This is a genomic window from Dokdonia sp. PRO95 (assembly GCF_000355805.1).
GTDB lineage: Bacteria > Bacteroidota > Bacteroidia > Flavobacteriales > Flavobacteriaceae > Dokdonia.
The window spans coordinates 2455364-2471585 of the sequence record NZ_CM001837.1 but is presented as its reverse complement, the minus strand read 5'-3'; the positions used below and the strand labels follow the sequence as shown (position 1 = coordinate 2471585).

19 protein-coding genes are annotated in these 16222 nt (G+C 37.3%); 3 read left to right on the top strand and 16 right to left on the bottom strand.

Annotation, left to right across the window (positions count from 1 at the left end; all coding sequences use genetic code 11):
- Positions 1-2 precede the first annotated feature (2 nt).
- The 3 genes from D017_RS11200 to D017_RS11190 are packed head-to-tail and all read right to left on the bottom strand — an operon-like array spanning position 3 to position 2930.
- The gene (locus D017_RS11200; protein ID WP_035336584.1) at positions 3-1979 is read right to left on the bottom strand and encodes a PAS domain-containing sensor histidine kinase; all 1977 of its coding nucleotides are present in this window, start codon (positions 1977-1979) and stop codon (positions 3-5) included.
- Positions 1972-2514 carry a heme NO-binding domain-containing protein gene (locus D017_RS11195; protein WP_035336583.1) on the bottom strand — a complete coding sequence of 181 codons (543 nt, stop codon included), beginning with the start codon at positions 2512-2514 and terminating at the stop codon, positions 1972-1974. The genes D017_RS11200 and D017_RS11195 overlap by 8 nt, the downstream gene beginning before the upstream one ends.
- Entirely contained in the window at positions 2514-2930 is a 417-nt protein-coding gene (locus D017_RS11190) for a response regulator (protein WP_035336581.1), read from the bottom strand. Before D017_RS11190 ends, D017_RS11195 begins: the two co-directional genes overlap by 1 nt.
- Before the next feature lie 244 nt (positions 2931-3174).
- Here D017_RS11190 and hemN point away from each other — a divergent pair, with 244 nt between their 5' ends.
- On the top strand, positions 3175-4536 hold the full coding sequence (gene hemN / locus D017_RS11185; RefSeq protein ID WP_035336580.1) for an oxygen-independent coproporphyrinogen III oxidase: 1362 nt from the start codon (positions 3175-3177) through the stop codon (positions 4534-4536).
- A 222-nt stretch (positions 4537-4758) separates the two neighbouring features.
- Here the strand turns inward: hemN and D017_RS15430 are convergent, their stop codons facing one another.
- The 12 genes from D017_RS15430 to D017_RS11135 form a co-directional block, all read right to left on the bottom strand.
- Positions 4759-4905 carry a hypothetical protein gene (locus D017_RS15430; protein ID WP_192816515.1) on the bottom strand — a complete coding sequence of 49 codons (147 nt, stop codon included), beginning with the start codon at positions 4903-4905 and terminating at the stop codon, positions 4759-4761.
- Positions 4906-4927: 22 nt separating this feature from the next.
- Positions 4928-5635: a sulfite exporter TauE/SafE family protein gene (locus D017_RS11180; protein ID WP_035336579.1), complete on the bottom strand. Its 708-nt coding sequence runs from the start codon at positions 5633-5635 to the stop codon at positions 4928-4930.
- Positions 5635-6081 (bottom strand): FixH family protein, encoded by a 447-nt coding sequence (locus D017_RS11175; protein ID WP_035336578.1) that lies wholly within the window; start codon positions 6079-6081, stop codon positions 5635-5637. The genes D017_RS11180 and D017_RS11175 overlap by 1 nt, the downstream gene beginning before the upstream one ends.
- Positions 6078-6212, bottom strand: a complete 135-nt coding sequence (locus tag D017_RS15525) for a hypothetical protein (RefSeq protein ID WP_261375735.1) — start codon at positions 6210-6212, stop codon at positions 6078-6080. The genes D017_RS11175 and D017_RS15525 overlap by 4 nt, the downstream gene beginning before the upstream one ends.
- A 34-nt stretch (positions 6213-6246) precedes the next feature.
- Positions 6247-7668, bottom strand: a complete 1422-nt coding sequence (ccoG, locus tag D017_RS11170) for a cytochrome c oxidase accessory protein CcoG (RefSeq protein ID WP_035336577.1) — start codon at positions 7666-7668, stop codon at positions 6247-6249.
- A 4-nt stretch (positions 7669-7672) separates the two neighbouring features.
- On the bottom strand, positions 7673-7969 hold the full coding sequence (locus D017_RS11165) for a hypothetical protein (protein WP_051583882.1): 297 nt from the start codon (positions 7967-7969) through the stop codon (positions 7673-7675).
- An 11-nt stretch (positions 7970-7980) separates the two neighbouring features.
- Positions 7981-8925 carry a cbb3-type cytochrome c oxidase N-terminal domain-containing protein gene (locus tag D017_RS11160; RefSeq protein WP_035336575.1) on the bottom strand — a complete coding sequence of 315 codons (945 nt, stop codon included), beginning with the start codon at positions 8923-8925 and terminating at the stop codon, positions 7981-7983.
- Positions 8922-9119, bottom strand: a complete 198-nt coding sequence (locus D017_RS11155; RefSeq protein WP_013751852.1) for a CcoQ/FixQ family Cbb3-type cytochrome c oxidase assembly chaperone — start codon at positions 9117-9119, stop codon at positions 8922-8924. Before D017_RS11155 ends, D017_RS11160 begins: the two co-directional genes overlap by 4 nt.
- 4 nt (positions 9120-9123) lie before the next feature.
- Positions 9124-11328, bottom strand: a complete 2205-nt coding sequence (gene ccoN / locus D017_RS11150; protein WP_035336574.1) for a cytochrome-c oxidase, cbb3-type subunit I — start codon at positions 11326-11328, stop codon at positions 9124-9126.
- 11 nt (positions 11329-11339) lie between these two features.
- Positions 11340-11546, bottom strand: a complete 207-nt coding sequence (ccoS, locus tag D017_RS11145; RefSeq protein ID WP_035336572.1) for a cbb3-type cytochrome oxidase assembly protein CcoS — start codon at positions 11544-11546, stop codon at positions 11340-11342.
- A gap of 178 nt (positions 11547-11724) precedes the next feature.
- The gene (locus D017_RS11140) at positions 11725-12114 is read right to left on the bottom strand and encodes a hypothetical protein (protein ID WP_035336570.1); all 390 of its coding nucleotides are present in this window, start codon (positions 12112-12114) and stop codon (positions 11725-11727) included.
- Position 12115: 1 nt separating this feature from the next.
- Positions 12116-14536, bottom strand: a complete 2421-nt coding sequence (locus D017_RS11135) for a heavy metal translocating P-type ATPase metal-binding domain-containing protein (protein ID WP_035336568.1) — start codon at positions 14534-14536, stop codon at positions 12116-12118.
- Between the two features lie 227 nt (positions 14537-14763).
- On the opposite strand from D017_RS11135, the gene D017_RS11130 reads away from it, so the two are divergent.
- Together D017_RS11130 and D017_RS11125 are read left to right on the top strand one after the other, a co-directional pair.
- A complete protein-coding gene (locus D017_RS11130; protein WP_035336567.1) occupies positions 14764-15183 on the top strand; it encodes a CBS domain-containing protein in 420 nt (139 codons plus the stop codon).
- A 114-nt stretch (positions 15184-15297) separates the two neighbouring features.
- Positions 15298-15522: a hypothetical protein gene (locus tag D017_RS11125; protein ID WP_035336566.1), complete on the top strand. Its 225-nt coding sequence runs from the start codon at positions 15298-15300 to the stop codon at positions 15520-15522.
- Between the two features lie 78 nt (positions 15523-15600).
- On the opposite strand, the gene D017_RS11120 is transcribed toward D017_RS11125, so the two are convergent.
- Positions 15601-16215: a hypothetical protein gene (locus tag D017_RS11120; protein WP_225969299.1), complete on the bottom strand. Its 615-nt coding sequence runs from the start codon at positions 16213-16215 to the stop codon at positions 15601-15603.
- Positions 16216-16222: the final 7 nt, after the last annotated feature.

The window sequence follows — 16222 nt, the reverse complement described above, 5'->3', positions numbered from 1 at the left end:
TGTTATTTTTGTAATGTAAAGAAGAACGTTGTGCCCTCCCCTACGGTGCTTTCTAGCCAAATATTTCCTTGATATAGGTCTACTATTTTCTTCACAATAGAAAGTCCTATACCCGTAGAGTCTTTATGGTTATTAAGTGATTGAAAAATCTTAAATATTTTATCGTGGTACTCTTTAGGAATCCCGATTCCATTATCCTTGACCGTAAAGGTATAATGTGTTTTACTTTCTGTAAAACCTACCTCTATGAGACCTTTGTCTTTATCACAATAACGTATCGCATTACTCATCAAGTTTTGAAACAACTGTTGTAACTTGACTTTATCTCCATTTACGGTAGGTAAATCTGGATGAATACTCAATGTAATATGTTCTGGACAGTGAAGCAAAGTTTTTATATCTGCTAGTACTTCTTGCAAGTTTACTCTTTGGGAAGCTGTATTTTCAGATCCTGCGCTTGAATATTCTAGCACGTCAGAAATGAGCTGTTCCATCTTTTCTAGCGTAGTGTCTATCATCTCTAGATGACTCTTTGTCTCTTCTGTAAAAACGTCTTCATTATCATCTCTAATCCAGTTTACAAGCGCATTAATGCTCCTAAGCGGACTTTTAAGATCATGAGAAACTACGTGTGCGTACTCCTGTAGCTCATCATTACGTTTTTCAAGTTTCTTTAAGAGGTTTTCTTTCTCCAACTCTAGACTCTTGAGTTCTGTAATATCAAGGTGAACTCCTATAGAACCTATTACTTTACCATTAATATTATAATTAGGTGCCGCGCTTATTAATAGGTGTTTTAACTCGCCGCTCTTTGTGATAACTTCTACTTCATAAGAATTTGATATTCCCTTTAATCGTTTCTTTTTTTGTCTTGCAAGTTTTTCTTGAGATGCTGGTGTAAGTAATAATTCCTTTGCGTTTTTGCCAAGTATCTCTTGTTCCTTGTAACCAGATAATAACTCAAAACTATTATTGGCCATCAAGATTTCATTATCAAGATTTACCTCGGTAAGGCCTAGGTTCATATTTGCAATAATGTCACTATATTTTTGGCGTTCTGCTTCTATGCTTTCGCGAAATTTTCTTCTCAAGGTAACGTCTCTATACGTCCATAGGTGTCCTTTATAAACACCATCTTCATAAATAGGAATAAAATCTCTTTCTAAAATACGTCCATCTATTAATTTAAGCTCATCAGATAGTGCCTGTTCCTTTTTTCGCGTAAGCGCATTTATTCTTGATAAAAATTCTTCTGGGTCTTTAAAAAGATGTTTGCTTTCTATGGCTGCATTCTCACAGTTTACTCCAATAAGTTGTTCTGGAGTAGCAGTAATATTGAAAAAATTGCAAAAGCGATTATTTGTGATTACAATATTGCGATATTCATCTTCTAGGAGAATACCACTTTCTAGGTTTAAAATAAGTGCAGATAATCGATTTTCTGAATCTATGAGACGCTGCTCTGCTTCCTTTACTTGTGTAATATCTCTTACAATACCTTGGGCTGCTATAGGCTTACCATCTGCATTAAAGACAATGCTTGCATTAATATGAACTAACTTAATAGCTCCTGAAGCGATGATAATTTTTATTTGAAAATCTGTTATTGCACCTTTAGATGTTAGGATCTCAAAGCCCTCAACAACTTTGTCATTTTCATCTGGGTGGACAATATCCCAAAGATTGAAGTTATCTTCTAGGCTATACCCAAGGAGTGTCATGGCAGCATCATTCATCTTGATAACATTACCAGATAACTCCATAACTACATAGGCATCTACTATGTTTTCAAACACTCCCTCAAGTTCAGAAGTGCGTTCTTTTATAATATCTTCTAGTTTTGAGTTTGAAACTCTTAACTCCTCAGACTTGTGATATAATTCTAATGACTTTTCCTCAAGAATACGCTCGGCTTCTTTTCTAGCTGCTTTTTCACGTGCTAGTGCTCTTTCATACATCTTGATTTTGGGGTCACTCATATGTTGCTATGCTGAATTTTACTTCGGTTCCGTTTTCTTTTAATTTTTCAACTAAGATAGTTGCTTTTGTATTAAAAAACTCAAAAGTTTTATTCATTAATCCGCGACCAAAGGCATGCATGGCTCTGCTTGACTTATAGATCATTACAAGACTCTCTGGAGTCTTCTCCTCTATTGAAAAAGTAGGTAACTCTGCATCTGGATAAATTTTTCTAACCTCTACATGTATGTGATTTTCTATAGATGAAAGCATCTCTATAGGGTCTGTATATTGCTTCAAAAATGATGGGTAGCTCTTCTCTACTACCGTAAAAAAATGCTCTCCATATACCAACAATAAATCATCAATTACAAGTCCCGTTTCCTTACTTAAATTAGTAAGTAAGCTCACCATTTCTGTAAAGCTATAGGTTCCTACTGCTGTATAAACACCATTAGAAGGTAACTCAGATTCATTAAGTATGGTATCCACCATTTCTAAGCCAAATTTTGTTTCGACAAGTTCTAAAAACTCTGTAAATACAATTCCTTTCATTATGCTTTGATTAATTCATTCATACTCCAATACTCTAACGCCGATTTTATTTTCTCAACGTAGTGATCGTACTTTAAAGGTTTAATAATATAACCTGCGACTCCCGTATCGTAACAAGCAAGTATATCCTTGCGATTACTTGAAGTAGTAAGCATGACTGTAGGTAAAAATCGTAAAACTTCATCTTTTTTCAAAATCTTCAAGAACTCTATGCCGTTGATTTTTGGCATATTAAGATCGAGAAACAGCACATCTGGTAAGACCGAGTGGTCTTTAAGTATTTCAAGTGCTTCCTCACCATTTTTTGCCTCAATGAGCTCATGGTTCATGTCTAGCTTTGCTATGGCTCGCTTGAGTTTCATTACCTCAATGGCATCGTCCTCAACGAGCAGTATTCTTAATTTTCTTGTCCCCAAAGTATTGATCTTTATGTTTCCAAAGTTGGTGATTAAATGTCAAAATACCTCCAAAAATTAGCTTAACGAGTCCTTTACTGTAGACGGATGACGTTTAAGTGTCGACGAGTGGTAATTTACATGTATAATTTATCATTTTTAAATGGACTTCCATATCCGTCATTAAATAGTGTTTTCTCAAAAGCTGATATTCATCATATTCTCTGTTTTTATCAAACGTTAATTTTGAAAAAATTCAAAATCAATGTGTACCCTTATATCTAAGTACAATGTGGCAGGACCACGATATACAAGTTACCCTACTGTTCCTTACTGGGATCAAGATAACTTTACACTAACAAAGTGGAAGAACACTTTACAAAAAAGCTTTCGCGAAAGCAAAACTTCACAAGGAATAAGTATCTATGTGCATTTACCTTATTGTGAGAGTATGTGTACTTTTTGTGGTTGCAATAAGCGTATTACAAAGAATCATGATGTTGAGATTCCTTATATACAATCTGTTCTTAAGGAGCTCCAGATGTACGTGACGTTACTAGGAGATAAACCGGTGATTAAACAGTTACACCTAGGCGGAGGAACGCCTACCTTTTTCTCACCAGCGCACCTTGAACGTCTTATGGATGGGATTTTTGCACTTACAAAAAAAGCTAGCACTTTTGAACTGAGCTTTGAAGGGCATCCTAATAATACCACAAAAGAACACCTTGAAGCACTGTACAATAAAGGATTTACTAGAGTTTGTTACGGAGTTCAAGATTACAATACAACTGTACAGAAAGCTATAAATCGTGTACAACCATACGCACACGTTCAAAGCGCTACAGAAAATGCTCGTGCCACGGGTTATAACTCCGTAGGGCACGATATCATTTATGGGCTACCCTTCCAAACGCAAGATGATGTTATAAATACTATAAATAAAACCATATCCCTTAATCCAGACCGTATCGCTTTTTATAGCTATGCTCATGTACCATGGATAAAAGGTAATGGGCAGCGAGGCTTTAAGGATGGAGATTTACCTAGTGCAGACCAAAAGAGAATGCAGTATGAGATAGGTAAAAAGATGCTAGTTAAAGCAGGCTATGTTGAGATAGGTATGGACCACTTTGCACTTAAAACAGATGCACTATTTGAAGCCCAGCAAGCGGGAACTATACATCGTAACTTTATGGGATATAACGCTAGCAAAACCCAAGTAATGATAGGCTTAGGAGTCTCTGCTATAAGTGACAGCTGGTATAGTTTTGCTCAGAATGTAAAAAATATAGAAGAGTATCAACAACTTATTGAGGATGGAATTCTACCTATCTTTAGAGGTCACATCCTTACTGAAGAAGATCTTATCATAAGACAACATATTCTTAATTTGATGTGCTCATTTGAGACTTCATGGGGTGATGATCAAGGAAATTTTGCAGAGCTTCCAGATGTACTTATAAAATTAAAGGAATTAGAAAGCGACGGACTTCTAGAAATACATGCAAGAAAATTAATTGTTACAGAAAAGGGACGTCCATTTGTGAGAAATATATGTCTTCCATTTGATATGAGATTACAGCGCAATAAGCCGGAGACTCAGTTATTTTCTATGACGGTTTAAAAGTCACCTCAACATATACTAAAAAAGGGAAGCACTACTGCTTCCCTTTTTTTTACGCTTTTGAAGATTGTAAGACATCAGTAAGTCCTTGATTATCTATGTGAACTAATACGATCTCTCTTGTAAGTTAAAAGCCATTGCAATGATATAAATAGGTCGAGACCTTTAAAAATTATAATGTTTAATAAAGTACTTGTGTATTCTTTTATGAATTGTAAACCTTTATTTTTCATCGGTTTTAGATTTTTTTGAGTCTGCTTTAATCATATTTACTACAATAAGTATCAGTGTAATACAAACTAAGGCAAATACTCCTATGAGTAGTGCTCCCATTCCCCAGTTTACGAGAAGTATTAAAAATTGTTCCATAATTATAATTGTTTGGTTGTTATTAATGACAAGAATGTTGTGCAGCTACTTTTTCTACACTTACCATCTTTGATGGTGATACGTATGGTATACCAAGACCAAGGCCGCGTACTATAAATAAGACTCCTACAATGACTACAAAAACAGGAATCACCTTAACGATGCGCTGCTTTGCTTTTCCTTTTAAAAAATTACCTAAATAGATAGCAGTAGTCATTAATGGAATAGTACCTAGCCCAAAAACTGCCATATACAATCCTCCTTCCCAAGCACCACCAGAAGCAAGTGCGCCAAAAATCGCCATATATACAAGTCCGCAAGGCAACAGTCCGTTGAGATATCCTATAGTAAAAAACGTACCTGGATCTTTTTTCTTAAGAGCGGTTCCCATGGAGCTCTTTACTTTCCCAACTGCCTTATATAACGGTCTTGAGAAGTTGTATTTATTGAAAATTTTAGTGGGTATGAGAATAACTACAATCATGAGTACACCTATGATTATAGATAGTTGCTGCTGGATACCAAAGAGATTGAAACTTTTACCTACAATCCCAAATACTAAGCCCAGAACACTGTAAGTAAGTATACGCCCAGCGTGGTAACTCATTAATTGGAAAGCTCTTTTTACAGGGCTTTTACGATCTACGGGTAACATAAATGCAATGGGACCACACATTCCCACACAGTGGAAACTGCCCAAAAGACCAAATATGAGTGCAGACCACAACATTAGTAAACGATTGACTTTTTATACATGTATTCCTCTACCCCGTCTGTCCACTCTATGATAATGTTCCATCGACCGTCTATCAGCTGTTTGTCAGGTATGAGCAAATTAGACCCTGAAATAACCATAGGCACTTCAAAATCAAGTTGCTGATTAGACGGTCTGTATAGAAACACTTTTCCTTTATTTGTGCTCTTTGAGATAGACGTTGGGAAGGTAAGTAACCATCCCTCTGGCGTACGTTTTCCGCTAATCTCACCTACGAGATTGCGCGCATTGGTCTCTGCATCTATTTCGGTTTGATAAGCCATTTCCTTGGCATAATATTCTTCTGTCACAAGATCATGACTATAATTATCATCTGTACTCATCGTGATAACCATATACAGAATAAAGCCCATAAAACAAGCCATCGCCACTACAATACCCTTTCCCCAGTTCCATTTCATAACTCTTGTGTTTTAGTGATTTCTTGATTATTCTTCAGCGCTTCCATCATCAACTTTGCGCTGCATGCTTCGTTAGTTCCTGGCTGTCCTTTTTTACAACCGTCACAACATTTTTTATGCTCTGTACTCATAGTTTTTTTGTTTTGCTTTCGCGAAAGCGTACTCTTACTTATAACTTCTAGGGCCTAAAAATGCCGTTGTTGTAGTCTCAATTAATTGATCACCGCTGTAAACTTCTATTTCCAAACGTTCTTTATCACTTTTAATACCGCTTGCATTGATTTCTATAAATAGCGTTCCCTCTGCTAGTCCTTGTGGGTCTACACTAAATTCATTACCAGAAACAACTTCTATGGTTCCCTTGTGAGAGCGTAGCTCAAAGTGTACGTCCTCTATCTCCTCTACCGTTTTATTAACCAACTTAAAGGTGTAGACATTACTAATCATGTTATTGTCTTTGTGCTCATAAAGCTGTCCTGGTAATCTGAGAATGCGAGCTTCTACATCATTACGTAAAAACAACATCCCTATGAGTACCGCAGTAAGAATACCTAGTACGGCAACATACCCCTTAAGACGAGGTGTGAATTTAAATGGCGCTTTCTTTTCAATATTATCTTCACTAGCATAGCGTATAAGACCTTTAGGGAGATCTACCGCCTCCATCATATGATCACAAGCATCTATACAAGCGGTACAGTTTACACATTCTAACTGTGTACCGTTACGTATGTCTATCCCTGTAGGGCATACATGCACACATGCGAAGCAATCTATACAATCTCCTTTTCCAGTAGATGGTCTGTCTTCATTTTTCTTAAACTTAGCTCTTCCTTCTTCCTTCTCTCCACGTTTATGATCATAAGCAACGATAATAGATTTGTTATCTAGCAAGACTCCTTGCAATCTTCCGTAGGGGCAAGCTATAATACAAACCTGCTCTCTAAACCATGCAAATATGAAATAGAAAACTCCAGTAAATATGAGAAGTGATACTAGCGTACTAACATGCTTTGATGGTCCATCTGTGATATACCTAATAAGCTGGTCGCTACCTATGAGGTAAGCAAGAAATACATTTGCAATAAGAAATGAGATGATAAAAAATATAGTCCATTTTAAAACTCTCTTTTTGATTTTCTCCTTATTCCATGGCATTTTATCTAAGCGTATTTGCTTACCTCGATCGCCGTCTATCCAATACTCAATGCGACGAAAAACCATCTCCATAAAAATAGTTTGAGGACAAATCCAGCCACAAAATATTCTACCAAATGCTACCGTAAATAGAATTACAAATACTACCCCAATGATCATCATGATTACAAAGAGGTGAAAATCTTGAGGCCAGAATGGGTATCCAAAAATATTGAATCTACGCTCCAGCACATTAAACATGAACAGCTGGTTCCCTCCTACTTTTATAAACGGTGAACTAAGTAAAATAGCAAGTAATAAATAACTCACATACTTACGGTACTCGTACCATTTTCCACTAGGCTTCTTAGGAAATACCCATGCGCGCTTCCCTTCTTTATCAAGGGTCCCCATGGTATCTCTAAAGTTATCTTTTCCTTGCTCTGCCATATTATTACTTAGATAAGATTAACAGAAAAATACTATCTGCATCACCTATGACCTCGTGCTCTACCTCTAGTGGTATTTCATACGTCTCATAGGTATTTATTGATTTTGAGAAAGTCGCTGTTCTAAAAGTGACCGTTCGCTGTATGATCAAGATTTGCGCTTTGCTAGGTGCTGTATGTTTTTCTAGCACCACATCCTTTTTAAGTCCTATTGCTATAATTTTAGTCTTATCATTTTCATAATAAGGCTGTATTATTGGAGTAGTGCTTGTGCTTAATGCAATCGCTATATCTTGTATCATCTGCGTGAACTTTAGTTACTAGTTAACTGCACTGCTGTGCTATCTGTAACAACATCCTTCACCGGCATGGCTGGTGCATCTGGATCTATCCATAACTCCCCTTCTGCTTCCTTAGACTCTGCAGGCGTAGTGCCTTGTAAGCTTAACACGAAGCTAGCTACCTGCGCCATCTCTGCAGCCTTAAGTTCTGATTTCCATGAGATCATACCTTTACCATCACGACCACCTTCTGATATAGTTTTGAATACATTTTTGATTCCTCCACCCAGTATCCAGTGTTGGTCTGTGAGGTTAGGTCCTATACCTCCACCTCCATCTGCTTTGTGACAAGCAATACAGTTATTTGTAAAAATGGCTTTACCAGCACTGATATCACTCGCATCTGTAAGCAGTGTTACCGTATTTACATCTACAAGATCTTTTGCCGTTTTTTTCCATTCTTCTATTTCTGCTTTTGCTTCGGCCACAGCAACTTCATATTCTTCGGCTTGGTTATAGTCGTCTAGTACTTCAAAACGTACCAGATATATAACTGCAAAGACTATCGAAGCATAAAACATATATACCCACCATGGTGGCAAGTTGTTATCAAGCTCTTGTATACCGTCATAGTTATGATCCAGTATAATCTCATGCTCTTGAGCTATCTCTTTACTTCCTAGAGATGCTTTATACTTTTCTTTAATCCATTTAAACTGATTTGCTTCTGCAAGTGCCTCTTCTTTATCAAATTTGGCTTGTGCTTCTGGCTTAAGCGTTCTGTAAAGGACATTGCGCAGCGCAGCCATGCTTACTTCTCCTGCAGTATAAAAAAGCATGATTACACCTAATATAGCCCAGACCCACGGTTGCTCTAGAAATATAGAGGTCTCACCTGTAGTCCCCACATAATCAATTAGAAAATAACCTAATAGTGAAAAACCTAATATTCTTAAAAATGATGCAGTCGTTCTCATTCTTCTATAGTATTTACGTTGAGTGTATCATCATTAAGCGGGATGTTACTTACCTCTGTGATATGTGCTTTCTTTGCTGTAAATACCCAAAAGAATAGTGCAGCAAAAAAGATGAAAAATATGAGTAATGATACTATAGGATAGATCTCCACTCCATCTATATTTTCTAAGTTTCCTTTTATAAATTTAAACATGGTGCTAGTCGTTTAAGATGGATGTAGTACCATCTGCGTTTTTAACTTTAATATCTGTTCCTAGTCGCTGTATGTATGCTATAAGAGCTACCACCTCACGGTTGCGCATCTCTACAAAGTCTTCACCGTTTTCTTCGGCATACTTTTTATCTGCCTCGTAAGTTTTGGCAAAGTCTGGATCTGAGTAGAGGTTCTTCTCTATCGCTATTCCCTGTGCGGTCATAGACTCTTGCGCATTTGCAATATCTTCTGGACTATATGGAACGCCTAGCGTAACCATGGCTTCCATTTTTTCTTCTGTAAGATCTTTGTCAAGCTCTCTACGTAGTAACCATTTGTAGGATGGCATAATAGAACCAGACGAAGTACTCTGCGGGTCATAGAAGTGATTCAAGTGCCAGTTATCACTGTACTTTCCTCCCACACGCATAAGGTCTGGCCCTGTACGTTTACTTCCCCATAAGAATGGGTGATCATACACATACTCTCCCGCTTTTGAGTATTCTCCATAGCGCTCTACCTCACTTCTAAATGGTCGTACCATTTGAGAGTGACACCCTACACAGCCTTCACGTATGTAAATGTCTCTACCCTGTAGCTCTAGTGGTGAATATGGCTTCACACTTGATATCACTGGAATATAATCATCAACAATAAGCGATGGTATAATTTGCACCATACCTCCAATAAGAATTGCGATAGTTGCAAAAATGGTAAGTTTTACCGGGCGTCTTTCTAACCATGTATGGTATCCTTCTTTTGAGGTACGTTTTTTAGTTACTGTAGATAAAGGTGCAGCTTCTGCAAGCTCATCTGTAACATTATTTCCTGCACGAGCAGTCATGATCAGGTTATACACTCCTATAAGTGCTCCTACAATAAACATACTACCACCTATTGCACGCATCCAGTACATAGGGATAATCTCACTTACTGTTTCTAAAAAGTTACCATAGGTAAGCGTTCCATCGGGATTAAATTGCTTCCACATAAATGCTTGTACAAAACCTGCAACATACATAGGTAGTGCATACAATATGATACCTAATGTTCCTATCCAGAAGTGGAAGTTAGCTAGTTTATTTGACCATAATTTTGTCTTAAATAATTTTGGAACCATCCAGTACACCATACCAAATGTGAAGAAACCATTCCAAGCAAGTGCACCTACGTGTACGTGAGCAATAATCCAATCACTAAAGTGAGCGATCGCATTTACATTTTTAAGCGAGAGCATAGGCCCTTCAAAGGTTGCCATACCATAACCAGTAATCGCAACAACCATAAATTTAAGAACAGGATCTGTACGTACTTTATCCCAAGCTCCACGTAGTGTAAGTAGTCCGTTTATCATTCCTCCCCATGAAGGTGCTAGAAGCATGATAGAGAATGCTACACCAAGATTCTGTGCCCAATCTGGAAGTGCAGAATACAACAAGTGGTGAGGTCCCGCCCAGATATAGATAAATATAAGTGACCAGAAGTGTACAATAGAAAGCCTATAAGAATACACAGGTCTATTTGCTGCCTTAGGTACAAAGTAGTACATCAATCCTAAGAAAGGAGTGGTTAAGAAAAATGCTACCGCATTGTGACCGTACCACCACTGTACTAGCGCATCTTGTACACCGGCATACATTGAGTAACTTTTAAGAGCACTTACTGGCAGCTCCATACTATTTACAATATGTAGTACCGCAACAGTAACAAAGGTTGCTAGGTAGAACCAGATAGCAACGTATAAGTGTCGCTGTCTTCTTTTAAGGATAGTACCTATCAAGTTGGCTCCAAATGCTACCCATATAAGAGCAATGGCAATATCAAATGGCCATTCTAGCTCTGCATATTCCTTTGATGTAGTAAACCCTAGCGGAAGTGTAATTGCTGCTCCCACGATAATGGCTTGCCATCCCCAGAAGTTTAAATTACTGAGCCAGTCTTTCCACATACGAGCTTTAAGCAAACGTTGTGAAGAATAATAGACACCCGCAAAAATAGCGTTACCTACAAAGGCAAAGATGACTGCATTAGTGTGTAAAGGACGTAAACGTCCAAAACTTAACCACGAGATGCCGTCTGTTACATTAGGGAATAAAAACATAAAGGCTAGAAGTAGCCCTATGCTCATCCCTACGATGCCCCAGAACATTGTAGCCACTATAAATTTTCGTACGATTTTATTATCGTAATAGAATTGTTGTACTTCCATAGTTTGATTAGTTACTCTTTTATTTGGATGGATTTTTCAGTTGGCTCAGGTGTGGTATCGGTACTTTTATCTTTGACTAATTCATCATCAAAAAGCATACGCACAGATGGCGTGTAGGTGTCGTCATATTGTCCTTTTTGCACAGATATTACAAATGCACAAAAGAAGACGAGAGCAACAACAACACTAATTGCGAGAAGCATATAAATAATACTCATACCTACCTGATTTATGGTGTAAAATTAAGATTGAAGTTTTTTTCTAATTATGACAATTGTCAGTTTTGGATAAATAGTTTTAGATATGCTTACGCGAAAAATTGCGTTCCCATAAAGCATCTCCTTTTAGATGTAGAACAATCTTGGCAAACGTGACTAGTCATAATGCAAGCGATAATTAAACCCCCACAGATATGAGTGTTTCTTGCGCACTCTTCGATATTTTTTTAAGTCTATTGAGTATAGGGCTTGCACTAGTAGTGGCGCATGGACAACTCATCATGAACTGTTGTTCAAAACGAGTAATTACTCTTACATACATATGTAACATTGTTGTAATACTTAAGCCTACTGTACTACATACACAAGACACCCCATTTAAGCCATTTTGCAAACTATAAATTTGTTTTTCAGTATCTCGTGCCCAGGTATCAAAAACCGATTGATCTGCTCGTTTATGTGCCGACTTATGGAACAATCCCATAAGATCACGCTCTGTGTAAGATTGTTTTTTAAATGCAATTTGAGCTAGTTGATGTGTAGCCTGTATATGAGTAATACTATTCATATTATAGTTTTTTTGATGTGAGATTTCTACCCATAAAATGAGTAGCAATCGTTGTAAATAAGACGATACTAATGGAACTAAGGGGCATTAAAATAGCGGCAACTACGGGAGCAAGATTGCCCGTAATTGCAAAGCCTAAGCCTATAAGATTATAGAATAATGAGAATATGAAAGCATACTTAATGATGCGCACTCCCTTGTGAGAAAGATTTAAAAAAGTAACAATATCTGTAAACTTTGAAGCGTCTAGAATCCCATCACAGGCTGGCGAAAAAACGTTGACGTTTTCTGAGATAGAAATACCTACGTGGCTCTGCGCAAGTGCTCCAGCATCATTAAGCCCATCACCCACCATGAGCACATTCTTACCTTGCTCTTGTAAGTTTTTTATAAAGTCTAATTTATCTCCAGGCTTCTGATTGAAAAGTAGTGTTGCATTTTCTGGTAATAGCTGTGATAAAAAAGTGCGCTCTCCATCATTATCACCAGAAAGTATTATTAAGTCATAATTACTTTTTAACTCACTAAAAAGCGATTGTACACCTTCTCTATATTCATTGTAAAAAATATAGCATCCTTTGTACTCGTTATCCGTACTTATATGCACAGCAGTACGTTGGGCGCCAGCTGCTGGTGAAGTAGCATGATTAGTCGCCACAAAACCATAAGATCCTACCTTAATGGTGTGATTGTTATGCGTTCCTGTAATTCCTTGCCCTACCTCTTCTGTAAATGAGTCTAGCGTTTTTATATCATGAGATTCGAGTAAGTCATAAAGAGATCTACTCAAGGGATGGTTTGAAGCTCTCAGTGTGCTTGTTAACAGTGCTTCCTCTTCTGGTGTAAGCGCCACTCCTTCATAAGTGATTACACTTTTTGCACTCGTAGTAAGCGTTCCCGTTTTATCAAAAACTATCGTGTCTATGTGAGCAAGCTGCTCAATAACACCGCTGTTTTTTAAATATAGCTTATGTCTACCAAAAATACGAAGCACATTTCCTAATGTAAATGGTGCCGCCAGTGCGATAGCACAAGGGCAAGCCACAATGAGAACTGCCGTAAATACCTGAAGTGCTTTTGATGTATCTATAAATAACCAGCAACTAGTTGCTACTATTGCAATAATGAGCAAACTCACCGTAAAACGCCTGCTTATACTATCTGTGAGCGTTTCAAAAACGGTCTGTCTTCCTTTTGAGAATATTTCGTTAGACCATAATTGCGTGAGATAGCTTTGTGCCACTGGCTTGAGCACTTCTACTTCTATGGATCCGGCTTGTTGCCTTCCACCAGCAAATAACTGATCACCAGATTTTTTGGCTACAGGCTCGGCTTCTCCTGTGACAAAGCTGTAATCTATGAGTGCATTTCCGTTAATCAAGACGCCATCTACAGGTAATAACTCACTGTTGCGTATTAGAATTCGGTCGCCTTTTTTAAGGTCGTATACTTGTGTTTGCTCCTCTTTTCTTGAAGGTTGCGCTTTCGCGAAAGCGTTATCATCCCTATACAATCGTGTTACAGCAATAGGAAAGTACGACTTATAGTCTCGCTCAAAAGAGAGATATGCATAGGTCTTTTGCTGAAAGAATTTACCTAGCAACAAGAAAAATACAAGTCCCGCCATACTATCAAAAAATCCTGTTCCCCAGTCCATGACGATTTCTACTGTAGAACGTATGAATAGTACCGAAATACCTATAGCTATGGGCACATCAATATTTAAAATCTTTGATCGAAGCCCTTTGTATGCAGATACAAAGTAGTCACGGCCAGAATAAAACGCTACAGGGACTGCAAAGGCAAACATCAACCATCTAAAAATGTACTTGAATTTATCAAGCCAAAACTCGCTTACCTCAAAATACTCTGGAAAAGAAAGGAACATTATATTTCCAAAAGCAAAACCTGCAACACCCAGCTTATATGTCAAGCTTCTGTCTACTGTTTTTTTCTTCTTTGTGGTATCTTCAAGTGAGATGTAAGGTTCATAGCCTATCCTCGCTAGAAGGATTACTAGATCTTGTAGTGACAGCTCACTAGATGAGTAGGTGATTCTTATGGTTTTCTTAGGGAAGTTTACCTGCGCGGTTTTGACCGCAGGATTCAATTTGTTTAGATTTTCTAGTACCCAGATACAAGAACTGCAATGTATAGTAGGGATTAATAAAGACACCACTTGTGTTCCTTGCTCATCAAACTCTAAAAGTTGGGCAACTACTTGTTCATTTTCTAAAAAGTCAAACTTACCTTCTTGAAGTAGCGGAGACGTACCTGGTGTATTCTCAAGGTCGTAGTAATACGACATATCATTATCGCTCAAGATGTCATATACCGTCTTACAGCCGTGACAACAAAAGGATTTTTTATGGTGGTGTATCACTGTTGTACAGGGATCACCACAATGGAAACAATTATCCATAATTCTAATTTGCTCAGACTTACAAGAAGTCCATTATACCTATGGCAAATTTGAGATTATGTTGGTTTTTAAATTATGATAAATATCAGCTTTAGATTATTTTAAGGCTGTGTACACCTCATTTTTGAGGGAATAAACAACTTCCTTAATCATTTATAAAGCTGATTAATATCATCTTTTACACTTTATGATTCGGTTACTTTTGGGATATAAATAAACCCACAACAATGAAAAAGCGCACTCCTATTTCTAGCATTATGACCACGAATCTGGTTACTCTAAAAACAACAGATTCCTTAGAGCATGCTGAGCAACTTTTTAAAGAGCATCAAATAAGACACATTCCCGTTGTCGCAGAAACGCATATCATTGGGATGTTGAGCTATACAGATTTATTAAGAATAAGCTTTGCAGATGCAATAGATGAAGATGAACAAGAGGTTGATACCGTTGTCTATAATATGTTTACCATTGAGCAAGTAATGGCAAAAAAACTTGTAAGTGTTACTCCAGAAACAACCATTAAAGAAGTGGCAGAAATTCTGGCTAATAAGGAATTTCACGCGCTTCCAGTATTGCAAGACGGTACGCTTGTAGGGATTGTTACTACCACAGATTTAATTCAGTTTTTACTAGAGCAATTTTAGAACATAGCATTATAAAATTATAAAGAGGATATTGCTACATGCACTTATCCTCTTTTTCTTTGCTCATTTTTAAATAGTTACAAAAATCGTTATATTTAGTAGAAAAAGATAACTATGAAAATTACAGCGATGCATTGGGTAGCGATTACTACCCTACTTTTGATCACAGTCACCATTTTTGCCACAATGAATCTAGCTTTTAACTGGGTATTTTATATCACAATGCTAGGTCAAGCGTCTGTGGTTGTAATGGTTTACAAAGTACTCAAAGACAATTATGTTACAAATAAAACCTTTGAGGATAGGTATGAAGACTTCCCACAACGAGGACGCTCTTAATGTTTATTTTTCTTATAAAAATGCGCTATCATGTAGTCATAATTTACAACACGATAGCGCAATTACTATGATTCCTTACTAATCAGGAGCTCCTATAATTAATAGTTCTTGATCCTCAAGCGCCCAGACTAGCATACTTATATAATCTTTGATTGCTTTACGATCATTATCTGGCTCTGTAACATCTATAGCACCTTTCCAAATAATCTCACGTTCTTTTGTAGGGCAAATACAATATAATGCGCTCTCAGCATGATATACGGTATATTTTTGCATCTCTTCGTCCTCTACATAAAGCCCTTGACTTGAGTAATAATCATCTTCAAAACCATTAAAACTTTTATCCCAACTGCGGTAAGATTGTACTAGCGTCACCTTGTCCTCTGCTCCTAACACTTTTGAGACTAGAATGGCGTCAAACCCTTTTGAAAGCATAGCTCTCTCTAGCGCTCCTAGCTCCTCTTCTGTACGCGGACGGGACGTGAAGTCTGAGTTAAAGAATACATCACTTTTTACTGCATTTACCCCTTTGTCTTTAAGCTGGTTTACTAGTCGTTTTTCAAAAAGCTCTCGATTTTTTACATCATTTGTCATTGCTAGTACTAGTACTTTCTCTGCTTTAAAAACATCGATTTCTGGATTTTTCCAGTTTTCTATAAGCTCAGAGCTATTGCAACTTTGTAACAAACTCATTAGACAA